Origin of the sequence: Nonomuraea sp. NPDC049504, from assembly GCF_040676845.1 — a bacterium.
GTDB lineage: Bacteria > Actinomycetota > Actinomycetes > Streptosporangiales > Streptosporangiaceae > Nonomuraea > Nonomuraea salmonea.
Genome location: NZ_JBFAPT010000019.1, coordinates 76,841 through 95,613 on the forward strand (window position 1 = coordinate 76,841; position 18,773 = coordinate 95,613).

Consider the following 18,773-nt stretch of genomic DNA (forward strand, 5'->3'; position numbering starts at 1 on the left):
CCGTCGTCGGTGTGATCCGTTGACAGGGACATTACGGAGACCCACGCAGATCAACTGTGGACGAATGCACACAACGAACGTGACGACCGTCACAGCCCTCGTGAGACGTTCTCTTATGCGTCTGAGCGGAACGACCATGGCCCGTCTCACCTCGCTGCCGCCACCATGAAGGCATGATGGTTCTGGCTCTCGTCACCCTCCTGCTGCACGGCGCCCTCACGGGCCTGTTCTACGCCTTCTCCATGTCCGTCATGCCGGGCCTGAACGCCATCGACCCCGCCCAGGCGGAGGCGGCGATGCGCGGTATCAACCGGAAGATCCTCAACCCGTGGCTGTACATCGTCTTTATGGGCTCGCCGCTGGCCGCGCTGGCGGCCGGGATCGTCGGCGGCTCGATGTGGTTCTACGCCGCGGCGGCGGTCAACGCGGTCGGGTCGTTCCTCGTCACGATGGCGATCAACGTACCGATGAACAACGCCCTGGACGCCGGCACCATGTCCTACCAGGAGTACGCGCCGCGCTGGACCCGCTGGAACACGATCAGGACCGTGGCCTGCGCGGCGAGCCTCGTCCTGGCCGGCGTCGGACTGACCACCCTGTGAAGAGCGCTCCCGGGCGGGTGGCAGGATCGGGCTTGTTGCACTGACTGCGTTATGAGAGGCATCTGCAGATGGCACCGAGCATCGCCACCGCCCGCCGCGTCGAGCTCCCCGAACTGCTCGACTTCCTCCGTCCCCGCCACCACGGCCTGCTCTCCACCACCCGCGCCGACGGCCGCCCGCAGCTGTCGCCGGTCTCGTGCGGTGTGGACGAGTCAGGCCGGATCGTGGTGTCCACCTATCCCGACCGCGCCAAGGCCGTGAACGCCCGCCGCGACCCCCGCGTGTCGATGTGCGTGCTGTCCGACGACTGGAACGGCCCTTACGTCCAGGTCGACGGGCAGGCCGAGGTGCTCGACATGCCGGCCGCGCTGGAGCCGCTGGTCGAGTACTACCGGTGCATCGCCGGTGAGCACCCCGACTGGGACGAATACCGCGAGGCCATGCGCCGCCAGGACAAGTCGCTGATCCGCATCACCATCGACCGCTGGGGCCCCATCGCGACGGGCGGCTTCCCCGCCCGCCTCGTGGACAACGGCTGACCGGCTCAGGACCGCCTCAGGACTTCGTGCACAAGGCCGTGTCCAGGGCGGCCTCGACGTGCTGCTGGGCGGGCGCGGTCGCCGGCAGGTGGGTGACCGCGATGGCGGCGGCGCGGCCGTCCTCGGTGGCAGCGTTCGTGGTGTAGAAACCGGGGATCGCCCCGCCGTGGCCCCAAGCCGTGCCCCCGCAGGACAGCTTGACGGCGCTGATGCCGAGCCCGTACCGGCCGCCGGGGCCCAGCTCCGGCGCCTTGACGGTGGTGCGCATCTGCTTGAGCTGCGCGGGCTTGAGCAGCTTGCCGTCGAGGAGCGCGGTGAAGAAGCGGTTGAGGTCGCTCGGCGTCGAGATCATCTGGCCGGCGGTCCAGGCGCCGGACGGCTCATACGTGGACACGTCGGTCATCGGCTTGGCCGGGTCGTCGCGGTGGTAGCCGGTCGGGTGCGGGTCGCGGATGCCCTGGTCGCCGACGTTCGGGAAGTACGTGTGCTCCAGGCCCAGCTTCCTGACGGTCCGCCTCTCGATCTCCTCGGCGGCCGGGCGGCCGGTGACCTTCTCGATGATCAGGCCGGCGACGACGAAGTTGGTGTTCGTGTACGACCACTTCGTGCCGGGCGCGAACTGGGCCTTCTTCTTCAGCGCCAGGTCGAGCAGGTCGCGGGGCTGGAAGTAGGTGTGCTGGTACGGCAGCGCGCCCTTCGCCAGGAAGTCGGTGTACTCGGGCAGGCCGCTGGTGTGCTGGAGCAGTTGCCGTACGGTGATGCGGCGGCCGTCGACGCCCTTGCCGCGCAGCAGGCCCGGCAGGTACGTCTCGACCGGGCCGTCCAGCTTGACCTTGCCCTCCCCGACCAGCTGCAGGATCGTCACCGCCGTGAACGTCTTGGTGTTGCTGCCGATGCGGACGTAGCCGTCGGCGGGCGGCTCGCCCTTGCCGGCCGTGTAGTCGGTCATCTCGCCGTCCTTGTCCTGGATGGTGGCGATGGCGGCGGGGAACTTGTCCTTGGTGACCAGGTCGTCCACGACGTCCTGGAATGCCGCCTCGGGCGCGGCGGCGTGGGCGGCGGTCACGGCGGGACCGGCCAGGACGGCGAGGGCGAGAGCGGAGGCGCCGGTCCAGCGGAGGGTGCGTCGAGTGATCATGCTGGAAACGCTACTGAGCGCTGCCAGGCCGTCGCGATCCCGTATACGGGCCAGCACGAGGTAGCGCTAGCTGTACCACCGACCCCCGCCAGCCACGTGAACCCACGCCACCTTCCCGCCCGCGACACCACCCCTGGGTCGTCTCCGCGTTCGAATCCCTCGCCGCGCTCGTGCTGGTCTCTGCGCTCAACCCGCCTTCGCTACCCCTCCCGGGCGCGCAGGATCGCCTCCAGCGCCGCCCGTACGGCGGCGCGCGTCGGTTCGAGCATGACCCCGCGCTCGCGCAGCAGGCCGATCGACTTCTCGCGCAGGAGGCCGAGCAGCATGTGCTCGGTGCCGACGTAGTTGTGCCGCAGCTCGGCCGTCTCGACCAGCGCCGCCTGGAGGGCGCGGCGGGCGTCGGCGCCGATGGGGAGCGTCGCGGGAGACCCTGGACCCTCGGTGAGCTGCTGTTCCAGGTCGGCCCTGAGCGCGGCCGGGTCCGCGCCCTGGGCGGCGATCGCCCGTACGGCCAGTGTCTGCGGATCGTCGAGGATGCCGAGCAGCAGGTGATCGGCCCCGACGGCGGTGGCCCCTCGCCGGCGGGCGTGGGCCTCTGCCCGTTCCAGGGTCTGCTTGGCGCGGCCGGTGTAGCGGTCGAACGCGCCCGACTGCGCGAGGTCGGCCACGGTCAGGCTGGACCAGCGGCGACCGTACCGCTGCTGGGCGGCCTGGCGGCTGATGCCGAGGTGGTCGCCGATGTCGGACCACGAGCAGCCCTCGGCCCTGGCCAGCTCGACGAGGTAGCCGAGCAGCCGGTCGCCGACCCCCTCCAGTTCGGACAGCACGCCTTCGGCGACGGTGAGGCGGCTCAAGGGGTCGGCGGCCTCACTGCGCTCTTCGACGATCGACAGCAGGGCGGTGAGGTCGGGTAGCTCGGGCACTATCCCATTATGCTGTCAACGTAATCCTTGACACTTTTGAAGCGTCAAGGCCATCGTTGACGCATGGACATCAAGAAGCTGGCGGAGGCGCTGGACGTCCTCACGCCGGAGATCCTCGGCCACTGCGGCGCCCCCGGTCTCTCACTCGCCGTCGGTGTAGGCACGGACGTGGCGTTGACCAGGGCGTACGGGCTGGCGGACGTCGCCACCGCCCGCCCCATGACCCCCGACACGGTCGGCCCCACGGGCTCCGACAGCAAGGCGTACACCGCCGTCGCCGCCCTCCAACTCGTCGAACGCGGCGTGATCGGCCTGGACGACCCCCTGGACGAGCACGTACGCAACCCGCTCGGGGAACGTTCCATCACCCTGCGAGACCTGCTGACCCACCGCAGCGGCCTCGGCACGAACATGGGCAACTGGGACCACCTGCCGCCCCCTCCGCTGGCCGACCACCTGCGCCGGGTGCTGACGGAGGCCCGATCGGACGCGTACGGCGGCACCCTGCTCCCCTTCTGGGCCGCACCCGTCGGCGAGCGCTACACGTACAGCAACATCGGCATCGCCCTGGTCGGTCACCTGGTCGAGCTGCTCAACCCCGACGGCGTGACGTTCTCGGAGTGGGTGGCGCGACACGTGTTCGCCCCGCTGGGGATGGCCTCAACCGTGTTCCCGCGCGCTCAACACCCCGACCACGTGCCCGCCGAACTACTGGCCCGCCGCTCCACCGGCTACGCCACCCTGCCGGGCCTGCGCCTCGCGTTGCCGCCCCTCTACCCCGGCGACTGGCCCGCCGGGTCGGCGCTGAGCACGCCGTCCGACCACACCCGCTTCATCCTGGCCCTCCTGAACGGCGGCGAACTGGACTCCGGCTCCATCCTCACCCCGGAGACCGCCCAGCAGATGATCACCGCCCAGGCATCCGGCGGCACTCTGACGGGCCCCAGCACGGACGCCTCGGTGGGCTTCGTCTTCAACGTCTTCGACGGCGGCGAGCACCCGTACATCGGCCACGGCGGCGAGTACCTGTGGGGCTGGAACCACTTCACCCGAGGCTGGACGAAGGACCGCGTGGTGCTGGTCATCTCCACCAACCAGTACGACCTCGGCGATCTCGGCCTCTCCGACCGCCCCAGCCACGCCGCCGCCCGCCTCGTCGCCGAGGTCGTCACCGCCTGGGTACACGGCGCCGACCCCCGCCCCCGGCGCACCCCGGTGTCAGGCCGCAGCTACCTCGCGGGACTCCTGGTAGGAGACCGTCTCACCACCCGCCTCGGCATAGCCACCCCACCCAGCGCGGAGTCGATCACCCGGATGGCGGCCGGAGCCGAGGCCGCCGCCGGCTGGGACCCGGAGGCGTTCGCCGAGGGAGTCCGCCAGGTCCGCCTGACAGACAACCCCCTCCTCGACAACGCGATGACCATCCGCCGGGAACTCCCCGACCACGAGGCCGAACTCCTCAAGAGGCAACTCGGCGTCCCCAACCTGGGCGCCCAAGCCCGCAAGCAGACAGCCTCATAACCCACCACCGCCACGACTCCCCTGCCACCAACCAACCCGAGGCACCCACCACCGACTCCAGCCGGTCAGGCTGAGCCGGTCAGGCCGAGCCGGTCAGGCCGAGCCGGTCAGGCTGAGCCGGTCAGTTGGCCCTCGCTGACCGGGACGAAGCCTGTCCCCGCGCGGTAGTTCGGGGACTGGTGACGGAAGTAGGTGTTGTAGACCTGGCAGTAGCGGCCCCCGCGCGCCAGCAGCGAGGCGTGGTCGCCTTCCTCCACGATCCGCCCGTGGTCGAGCACGATGATGCGATCGACGTGCTCGATGGTGGACAGCCGGTGGGCGATGACGATGGAGGTGCGGCCGGCGAGCACCACGTCGAGCCCTTCCTGGATCTGCGCCTCGGTCAGCGGATCGACGCTGGCCGTGGCCTCGTCGAGCACGACGATGGCCGGGTCCTGGATGAGCAGCCGGGCCAGGGCGACGAGCTGCCGCTGCCCCATCGACAGCGCCCGCCCGTGCTCGCCGACGTCGGTGCGCAGCCCATCGGGCAGCGCCTCGATCCAGTCGCCGTCGCCCACGGCCGAGGCGGCGGCCAGCACCTCCTCGTCGGTGGCGTCGGGCCGCGGGTAGCGGATGTTGTCGGCGACGGTGCCGCTGAACAGGAACGGAGCCTGCGGCACCGCGCCGATCTGCCGCCGGTAGGAGCCGAGGTCGAGCGTACGGATGTCGTCCCCGTCGATCAGCAGCTTCCCGTCCTGGAACTCGTAGAACCGGGTGATCAGCTTGCTGAGCGTGGACTTGCCGGCCCCGGTGTGCCCGACGAGGGCCACGCTCTCGCCCGCCTCGATGGTCAGGTCGAAGTCGCGCAGTACGGGATGCGCGGCGTCGTACCCGAACGTCACACCCTGGAACTCGATGCGCCCGGCCAGCCGCCCGACCGGCTTCGTGTCGGTCTGCACGACCCGAGGCGGCGCGTCGATCAGCGCGAACACCCGTTCCGAGGCCGACAGCCCCTGCTGGAACTGCGACCAGAACGCCGCGATGGACGTGAGCGGCATCCAGAAGAGCGCGACCCCCTGGAGGAACAGGTACCAGTCACCGGCGGTCAGCCCTCGGCTGAGCACCGCCGAGCCACCGAGCTGGACGAGGGCCACGGTCGCCAGCCCCGCCACCAGGAACAGCACCGGGAAGATCCCGGAGAAGACGAACCCCTGCCGCAACGTCACCTGGTAGCTCTGCTGGTTGATCGGCCGGAACTCGTCGTAGACCTGCTGCTCCTGGCGGAAGTTCTTCGCGACGGCGATGCCGCCCATGGTCTCCTGGAGGTTGGCGTTGACCCGGCTGAGCGAGCGCTGCGCCTGGCGGGTGCTGGCCCGCGCGAGCCGCCTGAACAGCAGCGCCAGCCCCACCACCACGGGCACGATCAGCAGCGTCAGCAGCGCCAGCTCGACACTGCGCAGGAACAGCAGGGCCGTCACGATGCCGACCATCAGCACCTGGCTGATCAGGTCCATCGTCAGCGTGGAGACGGTGGCGAAGTCGTCGGTGTCGGAGGTGACCCGGCTGACGATGCGCCCGGACGGCGTCTCGTCGTAGAAGGACATGTCACGCTCGAGCACCGCGTCGAAGGCGTCTTCGCGCAGCTTGAGCACCACGTCGCCGGTGACGCGCGAGCTGAACGACTGGCGTACGAAGTTGAACACCCACCCGAGCGCCCCCGCCCCCAGCAGCCCCAGCACGAACATCCACCCGACCCGCCCGATCGAGCCGTCGGCGATGGCGTCCACGACGTGGCTGGTCAGCAGGGGCACGAACGCCTGACTGGTGGACGACAGCACGATCATTACCGCGACCAGCACCATCGGCCCGAGCTTGGGCCGGAAGTAGGCCAGGATGCGGCGCAACAGGTCACGATCGTTGTAGGTGCGGTCGTAGTCCTCGGCCTCGAGGCCGTCCATGATGAACCCCATCAGCGCACACCCCCCTGCTCCTGCGCGAGCACCTGCGCCCCGTCCCCGGACCCGCCATCCCCGGACCCGCCGTCATCGGGCCCGGCGTAGTCGGCCTCGTCGTAATGGGCGAAGATGCGGCGATAGAGGCGGCTGCGGGCGATCAGCTCGTCGTGGGTCCCGCAGTCGACCAGCTCACCCCGCCGCAACAGCACGACCTTGTCGGCCCACCTGATTTGCGAGAGCCGATGGGTGATCAGCAACGTCGTACGCCCTTCGAGCACCCGCCCGATCGCCTGCTGGATCTTGTCCTCGGTGGCGGAGTCGATGGCGCTGGTGGAGTCGTCGAGGATGAGGATCGCCGGGTCGGTGAGCAGCGCCCGCGCGATGGCCAGCCGCTGCCGCTGCCCGCCCGACAGGGTGACACCACGCTCCCCGATCACCGTGTCGTAGCCGTCTTCCAACTCGGCCACGAACTCGGCGGCCTGCGCGTCCTCAGCCGCCCTGATCACGGCCTCCCGATCGGCCCGCTGCCCCATGCTGAACGCGATGTTCTCGGCCACGGACCGCGAGAAGAGCACGATGTCCTGCTCGATCGTGGAGATCTGGGACCGCAGCGAGTCGAGATCCCAGGCGCGTACGTCCACGCCGTCGACCAGGATGCGCCCGGACGTGACGTCGTAGATGCGCGGCACCAGCTTGGTCAGCGTGCTCTTGCCCGACCCGGTCTCCCCCACGATCGCCACCGTCTCGCCGGGTTTGACGGTGAAACTGACCCCGCGCAGCGCCGGCTCCCCGTCGTCGTAGCCGAACGTGACGTCCTCGAAGACGATCTCGCCGGAGATGCGGCCGGCGTGCCCGTCGGCGGGCTGGTGCAGCTCGGTCTCGGCGGTGATGATGCCGAGGATGCGCCGGGAGGAGGCGATGCCGATCTGCACCAGCGAGAACGTGAAGATCGACATCTGGGTGGGAAAGCCGAGCATGACCATCAGCCCCATGAACGCCACCAGATCTCCCACGGTGATCGCGCCCATGCCCTGGAGATAAAGGCCATGCCAGAGGGCCCCGGCGAGCGCGCACGCGAACAGCAGCGTCGGCAGGTAGCGAGCCTGGACGAGCCCGTTGCGTACGAAAAGATCCCGGTAGCGGCGCGCGTTGGCACGGAACCGCACCCGCTCCTGCCCCTCCTGCGCCATCACCTTGATCACCTCGATGCCGCGCACCGCCTGGTTGAGCCCGGCGTTGACCTCGCCGAACTGCTCCCGCATCTGCGTCGCGACCGGGTTGAGCTGGCGCATGTAGTGCCAGAGCGCGAACACGAAGATCACCGCGAACACCCCGGGCGCCAGCAGCAACCGAGGGTCGATGGCGGCGATGAAGAACAGCGGGACCAGCCCCGACAGCCCGGAGTCGACGATCAGATCGACGCCGGGCGAGATCATGAAGGACAGCTGCCTGATGTCGTTGGCGGCGCGGGCCATCAGGTCGCCGACCCGCTGCCGGTTGTGGAAGGTCTGGCTCTTGCCGAGCAGGCTGGCGTAGAGCTCGTCGCGCGCGTCGCGTTCGAGCCGCTTGGCCAGCATTTCGCTGGACATGCGAGCCACCAGGTCGAACAGCCCGCGCGCGACCACGATGGCGAGCAGCGTCACCACGATCAGCCCCAGCGTGCGGGCCGCGCCGGCACCGCCCCCCAGCACGGCGTCGAACGCGGCGCCGGTGAGCTGCGGGACGGCGGAGTTGAGCACGATCATCACGACCGAGCCGCCGAGGAACCCGGCGAGCTGCACCGGATGGCGGCGCAGATGCGACCAGAGCCAGCGCACCGGGCCGCGCCGATCGAAGCGCGGACCGGTCACGACGAACTCGGAGCTGGTGGTCACGGACATGGTCTCCCCGGCCGGTGTGGTGAGCGTACGCGGACCTGATGTGTATCACCGGGGTCCGACAGTTTCCCACCGCTTAAACGGCCGCCGCGCGCCCGGCCTCGCACGCCGGGCGCGCGCGGTCAGGGAAGGGTGGCCGTGACGGGAGTACGAAGCACGCCGAGCCGGTCGATCTCGACCTCCACCACGTCACCGGGCTGCAGCAACCAGGGCGGGGTGCGCACGTATCCGACGCCGTCGGGGGTGCCGGTGGCGACGACGTCGCCGGGGTTGAGCGTGAGCGTGCGGCTGATCAGCGACAGCACCTCGCCGACGCCGAAGATCATGTCGCGGGTGTTGCCGTCCTGGACAAGAGTCCCGTTCACTCTGGTGCGCACCCGCAGCCCGTCCCGCAGATCCCCCACCTCGTCGGCGGTCACGATCGGCCCCAGGGGGCCGCTGCGGTCGGCGTTCTTGCCCAAGGTCCACTGGCTGGTGAGCTTCTGGGCGCGGCGCGCGGTCAGGTCGTTGAAGGTGGAGTAGCCGAGCACGGCCTTCAGCGCGGTCGTGGGGTCGGCGTCGCGCACCGGCTCGGCCACGTACGCCGCCACCTCCCCCTCCCAGTCCAGCCCCGCCTCACCGGCCGGCACCGCGACCGGCACCCCGCCCACGCTCAGCGAAGCCGTCCACCGCCCGAACAACGTCGGATGCTCAGGCACCTCAAAGGAGCCCTCGGCCGCGTGCGCCCGATAGTTCAATCCCACGCAGATCACCCGCGCGGACGGCGGCACCGGCGGCACGAACGTCACGGCCTCCGTGGAGAGCGTCACGTTGCCGTCGGCCAGCCGCAGCCCCTCCCTGATGCCCGCCACCTTGGCGACCAGGCTGCGCGCGTCGGCCCAGAACTCGTTCACCTCGGCGAGCAGCGTCACCGTGTCGCCGTCGAGCCGCGCGACCCGTACGACGTCGTCCCCGCGGACGCGGACACCGACGAGCCTCACTGCCCCTCCTTCCAGTCCAGCGGGACCAGCTTGATGTCGAACGTGATCTCCTCGCACCCGTCCGCACGCCGCACCGGCTCGCGCACCAGCGCGTCCTTCACCGCGTACGCCGCGTCGGAGCCCAGATAGGGGTCACCGGCGAGGAAGACGTGCGTGGTCAACGGCCGGTATCCGGGGGCGGTGACCCGGTAGTGGAAGTGCGCGGGCCGCATGGGGTGCCGCCCGACAGCCCGCAGCAGCCGCCCGGCGGTGCCGTCGGTGGGCACGGGGTAGCTGCTCGGCCGGATCGTACGGAACCAGTAGCGCCCATCCGCGTCCGTGGTGAACAGGCCGCGCAGGTTGCCGAGGTCCTGGCTGTCGTCCTGGGTGTCGTACAGGCCGGTGTCGTTGGCCTGCCACACGTCCACCACGGCGCCGGGCAGCGGCGTGCCGTCGCAGTCGAGCACCCGCCCCTGCACCACGGTCGTCGTCCCGCGCTCCCGCTCGGGCCCGGCACTGATCCACGCGCCAAGCTCCCGCTCGGGGGCGGGCGAGTGGAACGGCCCCTCCACCGAGGACGGCGTCATGCCCTCGGGCCCCTCGTTGTTCACGTCGTCCACGGCGCTGGTCAAACCGAGCATGTCGGACAGCAGGATGAACTCGTTCCGATGCGGCGTGCACATCTGCCCGGTCTCTATGAGGAAGTCGAGCCCCGCGATCCACTCGCGCTCGGTGGGCCGCACCTCCTCGACGAAGGCGTGCAGGTGCTTGACGAGCGCGGAGACCACCTCGTTGACCCGGGGATCGGGCCCGTCGATCTGGCTCAGGACCTGTCGCAGCAGCGGGGTCACATAGTCCTCCAAAGGGTTGACCGGAGCGTAGCGCCGCCGCGCTCGATTGACCAGAATGGTTCGGGTGTTTTCCGGTTCACCTCCGACCCGCGCCGAATCCCTCGCCACCGACATCGAGTCCATGATCGACGCCCGCGGCCTCGGCCCCGGCGACCTGATCGGCACCATGGACCACTTCCGCGACCTGTCGGGCTACGGCCGCGCCACGATCAGCGAGGCGGCCCGGCTGCTCAGCGACCGCGGCACGGTGGAGATCCGCCCGGGCCGCAACGGCGGCCTGTTCGTCGCCGCCCCCAACCCAATTGTCCGCCTCCGCCACACTTTGCTCTCGGTCCGCTCGCTGCCGACAACGGTGGCCGACGCGATCGCCGTACGAGACTCATTGGAGCCCTTGATCGCGTTGGACGCCGCCCGCCACCGCACACAGCAGGACATCACCGCCCTACGCAAACTCCTCACGGCACTGAAGCGCGCGACGTCCGACCGAGACCGCTTCCTCCGCGCAAACCTGGCCCTCCACGAACGCATAGCCGAAATAACCCCAAACCACCTGGCCAAAGCGGTCTACCTGACAATGACCCACTGCATCTCAGACTTGTCCGCCCACGCCACCCCAGACTCCAGCACCGACCCAACCGCTTACCTGAGGCACCGCGTAGAGATCCACACGGAACTGGTCGAGGCCATCGCAACCGGCGACGCGGACCGCACCGCCACCGCCGCAGAACGCCACCAAGCCGTAACTCGTTGACCGCCTGGGCTTCAGCCGAGAACGGCCACACCCCTGTTTGTGCAAGGGCGCATACGGGGGATGCCCTACGTATGTACGTCGCTCGGGAGGCATCGACAGCCGCCCACCACGACCAGCCGGATCGCGCTGCGGCGGCTTGCGCCGCTACGGTGCCTTTACACGATCTTGTCGGAAGACTGTCGATCGTTTGCTTCTAGTCGTATGTTGACCTTGCCCCCTAGGCTGGCTCGCCTCGGACCGTTCCAACGACTTCGTCATCGGGAAGTCGAACGGCCACGGAGACACATACTGCGGATCACAGAGCTGAGTAGCAGGAGATCATGAGCGACGAGTTCGAGGACATCTACGAGACGTACAAGGTGCTTCTGGACGCCTACACCCCGGCTGACGCGGTCAAACGGTTAGAGATTATGGGGGTCGCCCCCGGAGTGATCCGGCGGATCAGAGAACGCCACGAGCAGGACGTCATCACGATCCACGAGGCCGAGGAACCGCACTTCGTCGTCCATGCAAATAGGGAGACGTGGTACACCGGCCCCGCCCCCAAGGACAAGTGTTGGCCTGCGATAGTGAGCCGGCTCGAGAAGGCCGGCTGGTCCGCGTCCTCGATCGAGAGTCTCGACGGCGCCTCTGACCGCATCCTCTCCCTGTTGAGTCACCCTAAGGAGAAGAAGTTCTCGACGCGCGGTCTCGTCGTCGGTTACGTGCAGTCGGGCAAGACGACGAACTTCACCGCGGTCATGGCGAAGGCAGCCGATCGGGGCTACAAGCTGTTCATCGTCCTGGCCGGCATCCATAACGGTCTCCGTCGACAGACTCAAGCCAGACTCGTCCAACAGCTCGTCGAGCCGAACCCGACACGGTGGCACCAGCTGACCGACCTCGACAGAGACTTCGTTCCGACCGCGAACGCCGCGTCGTTCTTCGGGAGGAGCAACAGGGCCCATGTCCTGTGCGTCGTGAAGAAGAACGCGACGGTCCTCCGCAAGTTCGCTCAGTGGCTGAAGAGCGCCTCCGCCTATCTTCAGGATTGTCCCGCCCTCATCATCGACGACGAGGCGGATCAGGCGACGGTCGCGACCAAGACCATCAACCCCAGGATCCGGGAGATCCTCGACTCACTGCCGAAATCCGCGTACGTCGGTTACACGGCCACGCCTTTCGCCAACCTGCTCATCGACCCGAGCGCCGACGATCTCTATCCCAAGCACTTCATCGTCAACCTGCCCAAACCGGAGGGACATTTCGGAACGGAGGTGTTGTTCGGTCGATACGCCCTCGACGGAGAGAATCCCGAGGAGGTGGATGACGGCTACGACATGATCCGCGAAGTCCCCGAAGAGGACGTCGAATGCGTGCGACCGTTGAAGAAGGCGGACGTGGCGGGCTTCGTGCCCGAGATCACTGAGACATTGAATAGGGCCATCCGATACTTCTGGATGGTGACCGCAGCTCGTCGAGTGCGAGGTACCGGTACACCGCACAACACCATGCTCATCCACACGAGCGTCAACACAGCGGTGCACAACAGCTTCCGGCTTCCGTTGGAACGCCTCCGGGACCGGTTGAAGGCTGATCTCGCAGATCCGACCACGATCCAAACCCTTCGGGATCTGTGGGATGACGAGACGGCGAAGGTTCCCGCCGAGGACTTCGGCGAGACCAAGATCGATTTTGACCGTCTGCTCCCGGAGTTGGCGGGCGTTCTGGACGACTGCCGGATCATCATGGACAACTCCAGCAGTCAGGACAGGCTGGACTACGAGAACGGTCCGGTGGTCGCCATCGCGGTGGGCGGTAACACGCTTTCTCGCGGTCTCACTCTGGAGGGACTCTCGGTCAGCTACTTCGTGCGTGCGGTGTCGGCGTACGACACCCTGCTGCAGATGGGGCGTTGGTTCGGTTACCGGACTGGTTACGCGGACCTGCCCAGGATGTGGATGACGGCAGAGCTGAGCGAATGGTTCCGCCACCTGGCGACGGTCGAGACCGAGATGCGGCGGGACATCGACATCTACATGACCGAGGACAAGACGCCCTTGAACTTCGCGGTGCGCCTGCGCACCCACCCCTCCCTAAGGGTCACGCAGGCCGCCAAGATGAAGGACGCGGTGAAGGCCGCATCAGCGTACGGCGGTCAGCGCGTGCAGACGCGATACTTCCGCACCGACGCCGACTGGCTCAGGGAGAACCAGGCGGCCGCCCGACACCTCGTCGCCCAGTCGGCACAGCATGCGGCCAGACGTGAGGAACGCCCCGAGGACGGCCGATTCATCTTCCGAGACGTCCCATACGACCTGGTGCTCGACTTCCTCAAGACGTACCACTTCCACGAGAAGTCCCAGGAGTGCGACGCCGATCTGCTCACGGGCTACATCGAGAAGCGTGTCCGCACGGCGGGATCTCTTCGCCGGTGGAACGTGGCGATCGTGGGAAACCCGTTGGGGGATTTCGACGACGCATTCGAGTTCGCTCCGGGGATCGCCGTCCAGCGGATCGTCCGTGCCCGCTTGAGGACGTCGGAGTCCGGATTCGCCGACATCAAGACCCTGATGAGCCGCCGCGACGCCGCCATCGACTTGAACGGCGACGGAAGCAACCTGACCGAGCAGGAAATCAAGGTCGAACGACAGAGGCAACTGACGGACAGAGGCCTTCTGGTGCTGTACCCCATCGACAAGGTGTCCTCACCGCCTCCTCGGGTCAAGCAGCGCCGTGAGCCGCTCGACGCCGAAGAACATGTCATCGGCGTCGGTCTGGTCTTCCCGCAACCCCACGGCGAGGACAGCGCCGTCGAGTGGATTTCAGCCGATCTTTCGGGCGTCGCCGTCGACATCGAGGAAGACGACTTCTCTCTTCTCGAGGAAGAGGACGTCGCGTGAACGACGGTTTCCGCGACCTCATCGATCGCCATTGGCGGGAACTCGAGTCCGAGCGAGTCTCGACGGAACGCAGGTTACGCATCGCCGAGTTACCGTTCGACGGTGAGCACGATCGCCCGGCGGCAGCGGTCGACTACGAGGGGCATCGCCATTTTCTAGTGCCCATCGCGTCGCACCAGAGCATACGGCGTGGCCTCGACGGACCCGTCCTCCTGCTACGCAAACGTCCTCTCGAGGGAGAGGACACCTATCAGGTGTACGCCGATCTAGGGTGCCTCCGCCCGGACATGAACGACCTCTTCACCATGCTGTGCGCCGATGTCCTGCGGACCACGGAATCGATGCCTCACACACCGTTGAAGGCTCTGTACAAGGTGCTCGACCGGTGGAAGGCGTTGTTCCAGAACACGGGTGCACGTCTCGGCCCGGAGCAGTTGGCGGGACTGTTCGGGGAGTTGACGGTGCTCGTACGACTGTTGGAGAAGGACAGCAGCGCCCACCGACTGTGGCGCGGCCCCCACGGCCATCGACACGACTTCTCCGCAGCGACCGTAGCCGTCGAGGTCAAGAGTACGACTGCTGGCGACGGCAGACGCGTACGCATCCACGGACTCGAACAATTGGACGCACCGGTGGAGGGGACCCTTGCCCTCGCGTGGTTCAGACTGGAACGGAGTTCCGAGCTGGGTGAGGGCATCCTGCAGTTGATCGAGCGGGCGCTCCGACTCTGCGATGACGAAACCGCACTGTTGAATCTTCTCGCCGTTGTGGGACTTCGCCCTTCCGACGCCGCGCTCTACCAAGACTTCCGCTTCCGCGTCGTCGAGGAGCGCTGGTATCTGGCAGACACCGAGTTCCCCAAGCTCACCAGTAACGATCTTGCAACGGCCGGCATCCGCATCACCGTGACGGACGTCGCTTACACGGTCGATCTGTCCAACGAGCCTCCGTCCCCCTTGGAAGCCACCGAAGTGAACGAACACCTTTCCCGCATGATCCGAGAGCCGTCATGAGCACGCCGTCCTGGTTCTCCCAGCCTTTCCCGCCTGAAGGTGCGAGCCTGGCGGAGGGTGTCCGCAATCAACTCGGCCGCCCGGAACTCGATCTGCTGACCATCCTCGTCAGGGAGTCGGCGCAGAACAGCTGGGATGCGCGGCTGCGCGACCGTAGGAGGCCCGTCGACTACGCCATCGAGACGTGGACAGTAGGACCGGCTCACGCTCCTGCCTGGCGGGCTCTGCTCCTGCGGAACGCCCCTCTCAACGAGCACCTCCCGCTCCGCCAATCGCTGCTGAACACCCCGATCAGGGTGATGGCGATCTCCGATCGGGGCACCAGCGGTCTTGGTGGCCCGACGCGTGCGGACAAGGCCGTGACGAAGGAACACGATTTCGTCTCCTTCGTCCGCAACATCGGCGAGCCTCGTGACACCGAACTCGGTGGCGGAACCTACGGCTTCGGCAAGGGCATCTTTTATCTGGTCTCGAAGCCTGGAACGATCCTGCTGCACACGCGTTGTGTGGTGAACGGCCGACTCGAGACCAGGTTGATGGGTTGCGCCCTCTGGAAGAGTTACGTCGCCAGTGAGCAGGGCGGTGACAGGCGATACACCGGTCGGCATTGGTGGGGGGACGACACCTCGGACGTCGTCGAACCGCTCATCGGTAGCGAAGCAGAAGCCGTGGCGCACCAGTTGGGGTTGCGTCCCTTCAAGAGCGACGAGACAGGCACGACGATCGTCATCATCGATCCTGCTCTAGAAGATCGACAACCGGCCGTGGTGGCCGACTACTTGGCGGAGACGATCGCCTGGCACCTGTGGCCCAAAATGCTCGACGTCGAAGAGTCCGGACCCGCCATGCGCTTCTCGGTCGTCTGCGACGGCGTCGACCATCCCGTGCCGGATCCTCAAGAAGTCCGGCCGCTCAACCTGTTCGTGGCCGCCTATGAGGAGATGGCGAGACCCGACGGCAAGCTGTTGGAGTGCTACAGGCCCAAGAAACGCCTAGGCCGCTTCGGACTGGTCAAACGTATCGCGCCTGTCGCCGAGGCCACCGACGCGTCGAGAATGGTGAACATCGAGGGCATGGTGCACCACATATGTCTCATGCGGCCGGCAGAACTGGTGGTCACCTACCGGCCCGGACCGAAGCCGCCGAGCGTACATCAGCACTATGCGGGAGTCTTCCGCGCCGACGTGGAGCTCGACGAGACATATGCGAAGGCGGAGCCCCCGACGCACGACGCCTGGAACCCGCAGTCCCTCGAATATCCGGAGAGTACTTACGTCAACACCACCTTCCGTCGGATCGACGAAGAGCTGACCAAGATGTTCGCCCTCGGCGGCGGCACGCGGGGAAGCTCGGCGAGCGTCGCCTTGGGCGCGGCCAGCAGTATGTTCTCGCCCCTGGTCGGAGGCGCTTGGGGCACTGGCGGCGCCACCGGCTACAGCAGACCGGGCAGCACCGATACATGGGACCGGAGGTCCACGCCGGACTCCGTCGAAGAAGAACCGGACGCTTCCGTCCCAGGCTCCGAGAGCTGGGGCGAACATGACACAGGGCCTCGAACCGACTCGACGGCGACTCCTGGCACGGCCACGCGATCCGGCGAAGGCGAGGACACAGGTCCAACCGCTGACGGTGGATCCACCGCGGGTGGCGGCGCATCCGGAACGTCCTGGCGTACGGGGGGCGACCCTGCGCGTCGTCCTCGCGGACGTCCCCGGGTCGAGTACATCGGGGATCCTTACCATGGTGATCGCTTCGACATCCCCGTGTTGGTGCAGGAGTTCCGTCTTCCCGTAGCTGGTGGTCAACGTGTGTGCGTCGATTTGTCGGTGGCGCTGACCGGGGCGGGCAGTCGTGAAACCGATCCCCCTGTGGGAGCCGACATGCCGCTATTGATCGGCTTCGAGGCTCCGGACGGCACACTGCACCAAGCCCCCGATCTCGTCGTCGAAGGCGGGGACGGTCGAACGTGGCGCGCGATCGTACGTCCGGCGTCCGACACGATGACTGAGATCGACATCTTCGCGGAGGCGGTGCAGACCTCATGAGTCGTCGTGCACTTCCGTACCGCCGTCCTGCAGAGGACGTCGTGGTCGCCGAACCGTGGATGCTGGTGACCGAGGACGGTGATCTGCTCTTGCCGGAGGCACTGCCCGACTGGGATTACCAGATGGACCTGAAGCTCCGCCGCAAGGTTCACATCGACCTCGATCGCACCAGGTCAGAGGCTGGCCTCCCCCCAGGCACCGCCTTCACGCTGGCGACGGTCTGGACCTCCACCGGATCCAACCTCAGGGGGCCGGCGCACCGCCTGCGACTGGCCGGCTCGGAGCCCGGCGATGTCGAGATCACGGCCTCCCTCCGTGGGTCAGATCTCGGCGGGGTGCTCATCCTCGACACAGCCCTGGTGCTGTCAGAGGGGGGAACGAACCACAGGGCATTCGCTCCACGCCGCGCCGGTTCCGTGCTGTGGAGCGATCGTCGATCGCTGCGGTTGCAGGGTGATGCGCCCCAGTTCCCCATGGCGGTGATCGACTTCGCCAAGACCTCCTTCCCCAACGAGGCGGCGTGGCATCTCCAGATCGGTGGCAACCTGTTCGGAGCCACCATGGGATCGCTGCTGCTCTTGGTCAACGAGAGGAACGTCGTCGCCACGACCGCGTTTCAGAATGCGGCGAAGCCGCGTCCCGTGGACAAGGTCGTCCTGTCTTCCATCTACGCCGACATCGCGCGCGTCATGATCGAACACGCGCTACGCCACGACGACTTCAAGGACGAAGCCAACTTTCCGGATGAGACCTTGGGCGCGACGCTGTCATCGCTCTTCCACCAACTGTTCCCGGGGTCGTCGATCGTAGATGTCAGGCTGAAGGCCGAGCACTCACCCAGCCTGTTCGCCTCTGAACTTCAAGCCGCTGTCAAGATTTTCGGAGACGTGTGATGGGACTGCTGTATCCACGACTTCTCGCAGGGCAGGCGAAGCCGTTGCACGAGACGTATCGACGCCTGCCGGTCGCCGAACTCACCCGTCGCGCGGCGATCAGCCACGACTCCGCCGTATATGTGGCGACCGGTGGTGACCGCGTGTCCGAGGACAAGCTGCGCGACCTACGCCGACTGGCAGTGGACCTCGCCATGGACTCCGGTTTCCCCGACGAAGGCACTCGTGACTCGCGGACCGCCTTCGACTTGCGCATCGCCTCCGCTCTCCACACCGAGATGGATCTCGTCCCCGCGGAGGCCGCTTCCGGAGACGTCTGGGCGTTCCTGGCCCTCGTCCTCCTTCCCGACATCGCCTATTGGAGGTATCCGGTTCCTCCGGGCGATCGAGTCCTCGGCACCGACTTGACCCGCCACGTCTTCGGTCGCATGTGGTGGCGTGCTCAGCTCGTGCACTCCTCAGAAGACCCAGACCCGTACGCGGCGCTGAACATCCTCGGTGAGGCCGCCTTCGACCAGATCTACGCGCGCCGCAAGGCTCTCGGCAACAGTCCGCATCTGGTCAAGGCGATCCTCCGGGTATGGAACGAACTCGACCTCAAGGGTTTCAATGAACGCGACATCCTGCGGGACTTCCTCAAACGGCTGCTCCGTCTGGCCCCCTTCGTGCTCTTCGAATCCCTCAGCGACGACGTACTGGACGCCGAGCTTCGCGTATCGGTCCGGGAGACCGTGACCGCCACACTGGCCGAGACGAACCTGACCGCCGAAGAGCAGCGGCTCAAGGCCGAGGTGGTCTTCTCGCGAACACAGCACGTGATGGACGCCATGATGTGATCCCTCCCT

General features: G+C 67.3%; 15 protein-coding genes. 9 read left to right on the forward strand and 6 right to left on the reverse strand.

The features are described from left to right. Positions 1–173: 173 nt before the first annotated feature. Both AB0K28_RS31775 and AB0K28_RS31780 read left to right on the forward strand, forming a co-directional pair. Positions 174–602 (forward strand): anthrone oxygenase family protein, encoded by a 429-nt coding sequence (locus AB0K28_RS31775; RefSeq protein WP_364377311.1) that lies wholly within the window; start codon positions 174–176, stop codon positions 600–602. A 68-nt stretch (positions 603–670) separates the two neighbouring features. Next, complete coding sequence (locus tag AB0K28_RS31780) at positions 671–1,141, forward strand: PPOX class F420-dependent oxidoreductase (protein ID WP_364377313.1); 471 nt, start codon at positions 671–673, stop codon at positions 1,139–1,141. 16 nt (positions 1,142–1,157) lie between these two features. Here AB0K28_RS31780 and AB0K28_RS31785 read toward each other — a convergent pair whose 3' ends face one another. Both AB0K28_RS31785 and AB0K28_RS31790 read right to left on the reverse strand, forming a co-directional pair. Further along, positions 1,158–2,279, reverse strand: coding sequence for a serine hydrolase domain-containing protein (locus AB0K28_RS31785; RefSeq protein ID WP_364377315.1), 1,122 nt, complete (start codon positions 2,277–2,279; stop codon positions 1,158–1,160). A 200-nt stretch (positions 2,280–2,479) separates the two neighbouring features. Continuing rightward, complete coding sequence (locus tag AB0K28_RS31790) at positions 2,480–3,202, reverse strand: Clp protease N-terminal domain-containing protein (RefSeq protein ID WP_364377317.1); 723 nt, start codon at positions 3,200–3,202, stop codon at positions 2,480–2,482. Between the two features lie 63 nt (positions 3,203–3,265). Between AB0K28_RS31790 and AB0K28_RS31795 the strand changes: the two genes are divergently transcribed. Then, positions 3,266–4,723: a serine hydrolase domain-containing protein gene (locus AB0K28_RS31795; RefSeq protein WP_364377319.1), complete on the forward strand. Its 1,458-nt coding sequence runs from the start codon at positions 3,266–3,268 to the stop codon at positions 4,721–4,723. A gap of 107 nt (positions 4,724–4,830) precedes the next feature. Here AB0K28_RS31795 and AB0K28_RS31800 read toward each other — a convergent pair whose 3' ends face one another. From AB0K28_RS31800 to AB0K28_RS31815, 4 genes are all read right to left on the reverse strand, one after another. After that, complete coding sequence (locus AB0K28_RS31800) at positions 4,831–6,660, reverse strand: ABC transporter ATP-binding protein (protein WP_364377321.1); 1,830 nt, start codon at positions 6,658–6,660, stop codon at positions 4,831–4,833. An 11-nt stretch (positions 6,661–6,671) separates the two neighbouring features. Continuing rightward, complete coding sequence (locus AB0K28_RS31805; protein WP_364377323.1) at positions 6,672–8,531, reverse strand: ABC transporter ATP-binding protein; 1,860 nt, start codon at positions 8,529–8,531, stop codon at positions 6,672–6,674. Between the two features lie 125 nt (positions 8,532–8,656). Continuing rightward, entirely contained in the window at positions 8,657–9,514 is an 858-nt protein-coding gene (locus AB0K28_RS31810) for a fumarylacetoacetate hydrolase family protein (RefSeq protein WP_364377325.1), read from the reverse strand. After that, positions 9,511–10,344 carry a dioxygenase gene (locus AB0K28_RS31815; protein WP_364377327.1) on the reverse strand — a complete coding sequence of 278 codons (834 nt, stop codon included), beginning with the start codon at positions 10,342–10,344 and terminating at the stop codon, positions 9,511–9,513. The genes AB0K28_RS31810 and AB0K28_RS31815 overlap by 4 nt, the downstream gene beginning before the upstream one ends. Positions 10,345–10,408: 64 nt before the next feature. Here AB0K28_RS31815 and AB0K28_RS31820 point away from each other — a divergent pair, with 64 nt between their 5' ends. The 6 genes from AB0K28_RS31820 to AB0K28_RS31845 all read left to right on the forward strand — a co-directional run bounded on the left by AB0K28_RS31820 (position 10,409) and on the right by AB0K28_RS31845 (position 18,764). Further along, positions 10,409–11,095, forward strand: coding sequence for an FCD domain-containing protein (locus AB0K28_RS31820; protein ID WP_364377329.1), 687 nt, complete (start codon positions 10,409–10,411; stop codon positions 11,093–11,095). 320 nt (positions 11,096–11,415) lie between these two features. Next, entirely contained in the window at positions 11,416–13,977 is a 2,562-nt protein-coding gene (locus tag AB0K28_RS31825; RefSeq protein WP_364377331.1) for a Z1 domain-containing protein, read from the forward strand. Beyond that, positions 13,974–14,990, forward strand: coding sequence for a PD-(D/E)XK motif protein (locus AB0K28_RS31830; RefSeq protein ID WP_364377333.1), 1,017 nt, complete (start codon positions 13,974–13,976; stop codon positions 14,988–14,990). Before AB0K28_RS31825 ends, AB0K28_RS31830 begins: the two co-directional genes overlap by 4 nt. Further along, on the forward strand, positions 14,987–17,035 hold the full coding sequence (locus AB0K28_RS31835; RefSeq protein ID WP_364377335.1) for a hypothetical protein: 2,049 nt from the start codon (positions 14,987–14,989) through the stop codon (positions 17,033–17,035). The genes AB0K28_RS31830 and AB0K28_RS31835 overlap by 4 nt, the downstream gene beginning before the upstream one ends. Positions 17,036–17,076: 41 nt before the next feature. Continuing rightward, positions 17,077–17,928, forward strand: coding sequence for a hypothetical protein (locus AB0K28_RS31840; protein ID WP_364377337.1), 852 nt, complete (start codon positions 17,077–17,079; stop codon positions 17,926–17,928). After that, positions 17,928–18,764 carry a DUF6339 family protein gene (locus tag AB0K28_RS31845; RefSeq protein WP_364377339.1) on the forward strand — a complete coding sequence of 279 codons (837 nt, stop codon included), beginning with the start codon at positions 17,928–17,930 and terminating at the stop codon, positions 18,762–18,764. Before AB0K28_RS31840 ends, AB0K28_RS31845 begins: the two co-directional genes overlap by 1 nt. Positions 18,765–18,773: the final 9 nt, after the last annotated feature.

Bases quoted from the DNA above. Each gene is read 5' to 3' on its own strand.
- AB0K28_RS31775 (WP_364377311.1), top strand. From the start codon at position 174: ATGATGGTTCTGGCTCTCGTCACCCTCCTGCTGCACGGCGCCCTCACG.
- AB0K28_RS31780 (WP_364377313.1), top strand. From the start codon at position 671: ATGGCACCGAGCATCGCCACCGCCCGCCGCGTCGAGCTCCCCGAACTG.
- AB0K28_RS31785 (WP_364377315.1), bottom strand. From the start codon at position 2,279: ATGATCACTCGACGCACCCTCCGCTGGACCGGCGCCTCCGCTCTCGCC.
- AB0K28_RS31795 (WP_364377319.1), top strand. From the start codon at position 3,266: ATGGACATCAAGAAGCTGGCGGAGGCGCTGGACGTCCTCACGCCGGAG.
- AB0K28_RS31800 (WP_364377321.1), bottom strand. From the start codon at position 6,660: ATGGACGGCCTCGAGGCCGAGGACTACGACCGCACCTACAACGATCGT.
- AB0K28_RS31825 (WP_364377331.1), top strand. From the start codon at position 11,416: ATGAGCGACGAGTTCGAGGACATCTACGAGACGTACAAGGTGCTTCTG.
- AB0K28_RS31835 (WP_364377335.1), top strand. From the start codon at position 14,987: ATGAGCACGCCGTCCTGGTTCTCCCAGCCTTTCCCGCCTGAAGGTGCG.
- AB0K28_RS31845 (WP_364377339.1), top strand. From the start codon at position 17,928: ATGGGACTGCTGTATCCACGACTTCTCGCAGGGCAGGCGAAGCCGTTG.